The 8,942-nt window shown below is 63.1% G+C and carries 7 protein-coding genes; 1 reads left to right on the forward strand and 6 read right to left on the reverse strand.

Annotated elements, in window-relative coordinates; translation table 11 throughout:
- The first annotated feature begins 198 nt into the window (after window positions 1-198).
- Window positions 199-879 carry a Crp/Fnr family transcriptional regulator gene (locus OPU96_RS28570; protein ID WP_192300740.1) on the forward strand — a complete coding sequence of 227 codons (681 nt, stop codon included), beginning with the start codon at window positions 199-201 and terminating at the stop codon, window positions 877-879.
- Between the two features lies 1 nt (window position 880).
- Here the strand turns inward: OPU96_RS28570 and OPU96_RS28575 are convergent, their stop codons facing one another.
- The 6 genes from OPU96_RS28575 to nosR all read right to left on the reverse strand — a co-directional run bounded on the left by OPU96_RS28575 (window position 881) and on the right by nosR (window position 8,530).
- On the reverse strand, window positions 881-1,396 hold the full coding sequence (locus OPU96_RS28575; protein ID WP_498560169.1) for a nitrous oxide reductase accessory protein NosL: 516 nt from the start codon (window positions 1,394-1,396) through the stop codon (window positions 881-883).
- 30 nt (window positions 1,397-1,426) lie between these two features.
- Window positions 1,427-2,257 (reverse strand): ABC transporter permease, encoded by an 831-nt coding sequence (locus OPU96_RS28580; protein ID WP_498560170.1) that lies wholly within the window; start codon window positions 2,255-2,257, stop codon window positions 1,427-1,429.
- Complete coding sequence (locus OPU96_RS28585; protein ID WP_226457831.1) at window positions 2,254-3,162, reverse strand: ABC transporter ATP-binding protein; 909 nt, start codon at window positions 3,160-3,162, stop codon at window positions 2,254-2,256. The genes OPU96_RS28580 and OPU96_RS28585 overlap by 4 nt, the downstream gene beginning before the upstream one ends.
- The gene (locus OPU96_RS28590) at window positions 3,162-4,433 is read right to left on the reverse strand and encodes a nitrous oxide reductase family maturation protein NosD (protein ID WP_442962233.1); all 1,272 of its coding nucleotides are present in this window, start codon (window positions 4,431-4,433) and stop codon (window positions 3,162-3,164) included. The genes OPU96_RS28585 and OPU96_RS28590 overlap by 1 nt, the downstream gene beginning before the upstream one ends.
- 108 nt (window positions 4,434-4,541) lie before the next feature.
- The gene (gene nosZ / locus OPU96_RS28595) at window positions 4,542-6,443 is read right to left on the reverse strand and encodes a TAT-dependent nitrous-oxide reductase (RefSeq protein WP_192300743.1); all 1,902 of its coding nucleotides are present in this window, start codon (window positions 6,441-6,443) and stop codon (window positions 4,542-4,544) included.
- Between the two features lie 11 nt (window positions 6,444-6,454).
- The gene (nosR, locus tag OPU96_RS28600) at window positions 6,455-8,530 is read right to left on the reverse strand and encodes a transcriptional regulator NosR (protein WP_498560171.1); all 2,076 of its coding nucleotides are present in this window, start codon (window positions 8,528-8,530) and stop codon (window positions 6,455-6,457) included.
- Window positions 8,531-8,942 lie beyond the last annotated feature (412 nt).

The following is an 8,942-nucleotide window of genomic DNA, read 5'->3' on the forward strand; positions in this document are numbered from 1 at the left end:
GAGATCCCTCTCACACCGCCAATCCCCTGTGGGAGCTGTCGAGCTTTAGCGAGGCTGCGAAGGCGGCGGCACTGTTGGTAGAGGTGATGGGTGACCGCAGCAACGGATATGGACTCAAGCCCCAGAGGTACTCCTTCAGAGGCATAGCCGCATTCCCCCAAGGCGCCCTACCCTGACCACCCGCGGAGGCCCCAACCCATGCTCACCCACCCCCAAATCGTACTGACCCTGCGCCGACACCACCTGTTCAGCCGGCTACCGGAAAAAACCTTCCAGGACGTCTGCACCCTGGCCAACCTCAAGCGCCTGCCCGGCCACGCGCCGCTCGTGCATCAGGGCGACCCCGCCGAGCGTTTCTTCCTGCTGGTCAGCGGCCAGATCAAACTGCACCGCGTCACGGGCGAAGGCCAGGAGCACCTGGTGGAAGTCATCCAACCCGGCCAAACCTTTGCCGAGGCGCTGCTGTTTACCCAAGCCAAGGCCTACCCGGTCAGCGCCACCGCGCTTAAAGACAGCGTGTTGGTCAGCATCGAAGGCCAGCACTACCGCCGTGCCCTGGAGGACCAGCCGCAGATCTGCCTGGCGATCCTCGGCAGCATGAGCATCCACCTGCACCAGCGCTTGCAAGACATCGACACCCTGACCCTGGCCAACGCCAGTCGCCGAGTGATCAATTTCCTGTTCCAGGAGCGCAATGCCGTCAGCGGTGAGGTGGTGCTGCAAGTGCCCAAGCGCCTGGTGGCATCGAAGCTGGGGATCCAGCCGGAGACCTTTTCAAGGATCCTGCACCGGCTGGTCGAAAGTGGCTTGATCGAGGTGCAGCGGCGCACCATCCGGATCCTGTGCGAAGAACAGCTGATGGGCTACCAGGCAGGCTGACTCAGTGCCCGCTGTGGGCCATGCCTGCCGGTTGCTGCAACAGCGCCAGGTCAATTTCGGCAAACCGCAGCACGCGCCCACCCGTATCCGCCGCGACCTTTTGCGCCTTGGCCTCATCGGCGAACGACGCCAGCACCACCCCCATCGCGCCCTTGAGCCCGGTGCCGATCACATAAAACGCAGTGCGCGCATCGATCAGTTGCGTGTCGTCCGGTGCATCCCAATGGCTGCGCCCCATGTCATGCACATACAGCTTGGCCGTGTCGTGATGGTTTTCCGGCTGCAACCACCAGCCGAGCATTTCGGCGGTGGAGCAGAACTTCTTCACCCCGTCGCGCTCCACCACCTGGCCCTTGGGCCCGGGGAATTCGCTGATGACCATGCCGCACACATGACACTCATCATTGGGATGAAACGCCACCGGTGCATCGGTGAAGCTCGACTCTGGCGCCTTGTCGCACGCCGCCAGCAACAGGCCGGCCAACAGCGCCGCCATTACCCGTGTTTTTACACCCATAAACGTGACTCCAGCCGTCATAAGAATTCTTCAGGCCGCGCGCCGTTTGAACAAGCCATAGGCCAGCGCCAGCGGTACGCCGACCCACGCCAGCAGGCATGCCCATAACACTGGCGCCGGCACATCGAGGTCGCTGCCCAGGGCCATGACCCCGACCGATGCAGTCCCCGTGTCGAAGCCCGCGAGGTTGATCAGCCGATACACATCGGTGGGGTTGAACAGCAGCAACCACGGCAAGCCCTGAGGGTTGAATTGACCTTTGCTCAGCACCAGCAAGGCGAGCAAACCGAGGTCGAACACCAGTACAAAGAAGAACCACACGCCCAGCGCCAGGCCGGCGGCGGTGGATTTTTCTGCGCAGAGGCTGCTCAGCGCGTAGGCCAGGCCGAGAAAACAGCAGCCCAGCAATGTCGAGGTCAGCATGAAGCGGCCAAACGCCCAGAGCAGCAGGCCCAGTTCAACGTCATCCACCAACAGCGCAATGGCGAACATCGCGCAACCAAAGCCGATCACGGTGGCCAGGGCCAGGATCAGCCCATGCCCGACAAACTTGCCCAACAGGATCTGCCCGCGTCCCAGCGGGTAAGTGAGCAGCAGCAACAAGGTGCCGCTTTCGTCTTCGCCGACAATGGCGTCGTAGGCCAGCAACAACGCGATCAGCGGCATCAGGAAAGTCGCCAGGCTGGCCAGGCTGGCGATGGTCGCCGGGATCGACGTGAAGCCCAATTGCCCGGCGGCGGCCGCGCCAAGCCAGGCGATACCGATGGCCAATACTGCGAACAACAGGCTGATCGCCAACAACCAGCGGTTGCGCAGGCCGTCGCCAAACTCTTTGCGGGCCAGGTTCCAGACTGCGTTCATAAGGCGACCTCCCCGCTGTTGAGGTAGTGGCGATAGATGTCCTCCAGGGACGGCGGCAAAAGCTCCACGTCGCTGGGGCTGTCCAGCACCAGCAACTGGCGCAGCAGGTCCATCTTGTCGTTCGCGTGCGCCGCCACTTGCAGGCCACCTGGGCCCCAGGTCTGGGTGACATGCCCGGCGGCGCTCCAGCGCTGTTGCAACATGTCCGGGCGTTGCAGGCCACGGCTGCGGATCAGCGTCGGCAACCCGGCCTCGGCACGCAATTGCGCGAGGCTGCCCAGTGCGAGCAGACGGCCTTGGGTGAGGATCGCGGCGCGGTTGATATGCGCCTCCACGCCCGGTAACACGTGGGAGCACAGGATGATGCTGGTACCGCCCTCGCGCAGGCGGTCGAGCAAACCGTACAGGTCCTGGGTGGCGACCGGATCAAGGCCGACGGTGGGTTCGTCGAGCAGCAACAGGCGGGGCTCACCCAGCAGCGCCTGGGCCAGCCCAAGGCGCTGGCGCATGCCTTTGGAGTAGGTCTTGACCCGCCGCTCGGCCGCTGCGCCCAGGCCGACGTCGTGCAGCAGGCGGTCGACCTGATGCAGCGGCGCGCCCTTGAGCCGAGCGAAATGACGCAAGGTTTCGAGGCCGCTCAACTGCGCATAGAAGGTCACGTTTTCCGGCAGATAGCCGAGCATGCGCCGCACCCGGGGATCGCTCGGCGCACGACCGAAGACCCGTACCTGCCCCGCACCGGGCTGCAATAAGCCCAGCACCAGTTTCATCGCGGTGGTCTTGCCCGCGCCGTTATGCCCGAACAGGCCCAGCACTTCGCCGGGAGCCAGGCTCAGGTTCAAATCGTGCAGCACCGCCGTGCGCCCATAACGCTGGGTGACGCCTTCGATCTCGACGACGTTCATCATGCAGGTTCCTTGTGGTTGGGGGCTTGCATCAAGGGGTGGCTGTCCATCACCCCGGGCGACTTCATCACCGGAAACGCACGTTGCACCCAACGCAGCAGCTCGATGCCAGGACTGTTCATCAACAGGCGCACCTGGGGGTACAACCACAGCAGGCGGTCGACGTTGTCGTTGGGCTCGTAGACCACATCGCCGAGGCCATCGCCGTTGCGGTCCCAGCCCAGGTAGTCGCTCCAGAAATTGCCACGGCCGTCGGCCGACCATTCCTGCAAGCGTGTGGCCACGTACTTGACCTGGCGGCGGTTGCCGATAAAGGCGTTGCCGGCGATGCGGTTGTCTTCCGAGCCGGCCGTGAGGTGAATGCCCACGGCGCTGCGCTCGAAGCGGTTGTGTTCGATGCGGTTGAACAGCGAGTTGTAGATAAACAGCGCCTTGCCTTCGCCGCCGGTGATCATGCTGTCGCCGGTGGAACCGTCGCGCACGTCGCTGACGAGGTTGTCCTGCAAGGTGGAATAGGTGATGTAGTTCATCAGGATCCCGTAGTTCTGGTCCTGCTCGGAGCGGTTGCCGATCACCGTGAGCTTGCGGCTTTGCATCAGCGCATAGCCGGTGCGGGTGCGGCGGGTGGTGTTGCCGAGTACCTGGTTGTCGTTGGCGAACATGTAGTGGATGCCGTAACGCAGGTCTTCGAGGGTGTTGCCTTGCAGCAGGTTGCCGTTGGAGGTGTCGATGTAGATACCGTCGCGGGCCTCGCGCACTTGGTTGCCAATGACCCGAGCACCGTGCACCGCGTACAAGTGGATGCCGTTGCCTCGGTCCTGGGAACGCAGCAGCGGGTCGCCCTGGATGCGGTTGTCGATCAGGCTCACGTCGGCGGTGCCGTCGACCCAGATGCCAAAGCCTGGACCTTGCAGGTAGTTGCCGCGCAGTTGTGTGCGCTGGGCCTGGGGCTGGATGAAGACCGCGGCGTTCATCGCGGTGAGGTCGCGGCCCCAGTCGAGGAATGTGCAGCCCTGCACGCTGACGTCAGGGGCGCTGATGATCAGGCCGTTGCCCTGTCCTTCGGCCTGGAAGATGGCGTCGGGGGCGCAGGTGAGTTGCATCGGCTGGTCGATGCTGAACGAGCCACGGTATTCGCCGGCGGGCAGGCGCCAGTGCTGTTCGCCATCGGGTTGCAGCGGCAAGTCGGTGAGTGGCCGCACAGCGGCGGCCGCCTGGGCCGAAAACAATCCCAGCGCCAGCAAGACGAGAAGTGATCGAGCCACGGCGATACCCCATGAATGAAAGACGACCCGGTGTGGGAGCAAGGCTTGTGTGGAAGCAAGCCCGCTTCCACACAAGCCACGCGCCTGGATTGGCCCAGTGGTGGTGCTCTGCGTTCAGGCAGGCTCGACTTTCATGCGCCCCACCATCTCCATATGCAGTGCATGGCAGAACCAGCTGCAGTAGTACCAATGCAGCCCCGGCTTGTCGGCGATAAAGGTGATCGACGAAGTCTGCTGCGGGCTGATCTCCATGCTCACGCCGTGGTTGACCATCACAAAACCGTGGGTCACGTCCTCGATCATGTCGATATTGGTGATGGTCACCGTGACTTCATTGCCCTGCTTGACCGTGAACTCCGAGAGCCCATAGGCCGGGGCCATGGAGGTCATGTACACGCGCACCTTGTTGCCGTCGCGGATCACCTTGCTGTCGGTTTCCAGGTTGATGCCGTCCTTTTTGGCCAGTGCCACGGTCTCGGCGAAAAACGGGTCGTTGCGCTCCCAGATCTTTTTCGGGTTGATCTGGTCACGCCGCGCCATCACGCAGTCGTGGGGTTCGGCAAAGGCCGGGCCGTCGTGGACCAGTTTCATCTCCTCGCCGGAGATGTCGATCAACTGGTCGTTCTCCGGGTGCAGTGGGCCGGTGGGCAGGAAGCGGTCCTTGGAGAACTTGCTCAGCACCATCAGCCACTGGCCATCGGCGTCGCGGGTTTCGGTGAGCGAGGCGTGGTTGTGACCGGGCTGGTAGTGCACGTCGAGTTTCTGCTTGATGTAGTCGACCTTCTCGCCACCGTAGGCGCGGATCGCCTTGGCGATGTCCCACTTGACCACCTGGCTGTCGATAAACAACGTGGTGTAAGCGTTGCCGCGCCCGTCGTAGGTGGTGTGCAACGGGCCCAGGCCCAGTTCCGGCTCACCCACCACCACGCCGCGCGGGTCGCTGATCTTGCCGTTGAACAGGTCGTCGAGCTTGTCGATGGCGATGATGGTGCAGGTGGGCGACAGCTTGCCGTTGGCGATGAAGTACTTGCCGTCCGGCGAGGTGTTGCAGCCATGGGGGTTTTTCGGCACCGGGATATAGCGGGTGAATTCGCTGTCCTTGCCGTCCAGCGATTTGCGCCCATCCACCACCGGCACCTTGGCGCCGTCGACGCTGATGAACTTGCCGGCCTTGATCGCCGCCTCGATGCGCGGGATGTTGAACACCACCACCCAGTCGCGCTCGTTGCGCATCATGCCGGCCAGGTCAGTGGCCTTTTCCGAGTTGTAGCAGGTAGCGGCGGCGTATTTGCCGGTGTAGTCCATGTCGGCGTTGTCGAGGTTGCCGTCGACGATGACCTGGAAGGCCATCTCCATTTTCTCGGCGTCGATGGCGTTGAACATGGTGAAGCTGTTGCGATCCTGCAGGTCGAAATTCTTGCCGTCATTGGGGTGCGGAATGATGAACTCGGCGTTGCAGAACACGTACTTGGTGTACGGCACCTTTTGCAGGCGCAGGCCGTGGATGGCCTGGGCATTGGGCACGGTGAGGATCTTGTCGCACTTCATGATGTCCAGGCGGATGCGCGCGACCCGGGTGTTGGCCTTGTCGTTGATAAACAGGTATTTGCCGTCGTACTTGCCGTCGGTGGTGGACAGGTGCGGGTGATGGCAATCGCCGTTCGGGTACTTGGCGCCCTCCCCCAGGATGCGCTTGCTTTCGTTGGTCAGCCCCCAGCCGGTGGCGGCGTCGATATTGAACACCGGGATACGCATCAGCTCGCGCATCGACGGGATGCCGAGCACGCGCACTTCGCCCTGGTGGCCGCCGCTCCAGAAGCCGTAATAGTCGTCGAGCTGGCCCGGTTCCACATGGATTTTCGCCTTGGCGTCCTTGGCCGCCGCCGCAAAGGATTCACGGGTAAACACCGTGCCGCCAAGGGCCGAAGCCCCGGCCAAGACCGCGCCGGTCACCGCACCGCTGCCGAGGAAACCGCGCCGGGTCAGGCCGTCGTGCTTTTCGTCTGTGTCGTTCATGGGTTGCTCCTTCAAGCGTTGGGATTTATCTGCACCACGGGAATCTGCTGCGCCGCCTTGTTGCGCTTCTTGCGCTTGTTGATCAGCGGCGGGCACTTGTGATCGTTGTGCCAGGTCATCTGGCAATCGAGGCAGTAGTGGCATTCGTTGGGGTTGATATGGCCGTCGGGATGGATCGCCTGGATCTCGCATTCCTTGGCGCACAGCTGGCACGGGTTGCCGCATTCGGCGCGACGCTTGAGCCAGTCGAACAGGCGGAACTTGCTCGGGATCGCCAGCGCCGCTCCCAGTGGGCAGACGTAGCGGCAGTAGACTTTGCGGGTGAACAGATTGATCACCAGCAGCGCCACGGCGTAGAGCACGAACCACCACTGGCGGTCGAAATGCAGGGTGATGGCGGTCTTGAACGGTTCGACTTCGGCGAAGCGCTCGGCGGTGGCCATGGACTCCAGGGAAATGCCGAACAGCACCAGCAGGATCAGGTACTTGATCGCCCACAACCGCTCATGCACGGCGAACGGCAATTCGAACTGGCGGATCTTGAGCAAACGCGCGGCTTCATTGAGCAATTCCTGCAACGCGCCGAACGGGCACAGCCAGCCGCAGAACACGCCACGTCCCCACAGCAGAATGCTCGCAGCGGTGAACACCCAGAGCATGAAGATCAGCGGGTCGGTGAGGAACAGCTCCCAGCGGAACCCTTCGAACAGCGCATGCACAAAGGTCAGCACATTCACCACCGACAACTGCCCCAACGCATACCAACCGATAAAAACCACGGTAAACACCAGGTAGCCCCGGCGCAGCCAATGCAACAGGCGTGGGCGGCGGGCCAGGCTGTCTTGCAGGAACAGAATCGCCGTGAGCAGCACCAGCGCGGCGCCGAGTACCAGCACCTGGGTTTGCTTCTGATACCAGATGCTCAGCCACAGCGGGCGGTTGGCTTCATCGATCGCCGCCTGCTCCTCGGCGCTGGGCGCCGGGCGTTCCAGGTACTGTTCGGGCATCTGGTAAGGCAATTCGAAACTGCTGAAGGTGCCGCTGACCGGGCCGGTCTGGCGACGTACCAAGAGTTCCAGGGTCCACGGCGAACCGGGGTCGAAGGCCGCTTGCGGGCGCACGATAAACACCGACATCTCGTCAAACGCCGGCATGCCATCGGCGTAGGCGTCATCGATGCGCTGGTGGTCGAGGTCGCGAAAGCTGATGACATTGCCGAATTGGCGCAACTGCACCCGGTCGAAAATCCCGCCGCGCACATAGCCCGAGCCCTTGAACGAAAACAGCCCGCGCCCGAGCACGGCAATCGCCTGCTCACCGGGTTTGAGGCGCTGCATCAGGTCTGTGTAGTGCGCCTCGCCCAGCAGGTTGCGGCCGATGCTCGGCGGGTTGATGTCGGCCACGTAGAGATCGATGAAGGTGTCGGCGGCGGCACCGCTGGCTTCGGCAGCGGTGTCCTTGAAGGCCGCGTCGACCTGGCCACGGGTCAGGTGCAGGCGGCGGATCGCACCGTTGCCGGTCAACTGCGCCCAGCTCGCCGGGGTGAACTCATCAGTGCGGATCAGCGCGGCTTTCTGCTTGGCGGCGGCCTTGCCGTCGATCAGCTTGAGGGCCACCGCGACTTCATGGGCAGCGCGCATCACCACCTCATTGACCACCATGGCCGTCACCGTCGCACCGGCAATCGCGTCCACGGTGACCGCCTTGGGGTCACTGGAGCGGCCAACCACCACCCGTTGGCGCACGTCTACACCCGCATAGTGGCCGGTGAACTCATGCAGCTTGGCCTCGGGGATGCCGATCAGCAGGATCGGTTCGTGGTGCTCCAACACATAGGCATCGCGGATGATCCCGGCGGTGTCGAGGATCACCTGGGTGTTGATCGGTTTGCCCGAGTAGGCCGGGATATTCAGCACATCCAGGGTCTGGAACACATAGCCGACGGGCTGGCCGCCCTGGCTGATGGTACGCACCTTGAACGGGCCTTCGGCGGCCGAGACTGCGTCGTGTTGGGGGAAGGTGTGATCGATGCGTTGCTGCGCGGGCTCGGCTTGGGCGTTGGGCAAAAACATCAGCAGCACCGCCATGATCAGCCAGTGAAGCGTCAGGTGCGTGGAACGGATCATGGGGTCCCTTACGGCGGCGTGCTGAAGATGGGACCGATGGTAGAGGCGAGGATGGCCAGTGGCCCTTGACCAGAATCAAGCCGGTTTTTTCCGAGGTGTGGCGTATCACCGCAACCCGAAACCAATGGAAGAAACCGAAATTCCCTGTGTCGAGCTTTAGCGAGGCTGCGAAGGCGGCGGCACTGTTGGTAGAGGTGTTGGCTGAAACACCGCTTTCGCGGGCAAGCCCGCTCCCACAGGTGATTGGTGTTGGCGGGCTATCAGTGCTCGGCTGGAGATCGCCCGAACACTGCCAATCCCCTGTGGGAGCTGTCGAGCCCTAGCGAGGCTGCGAAAGCGGTGGCACTGTTGAGAGAGGTGTTGGCTGAACCGC

The organism is Pseudomonas sp. RP-B7, from assembly GCF_059803535.1.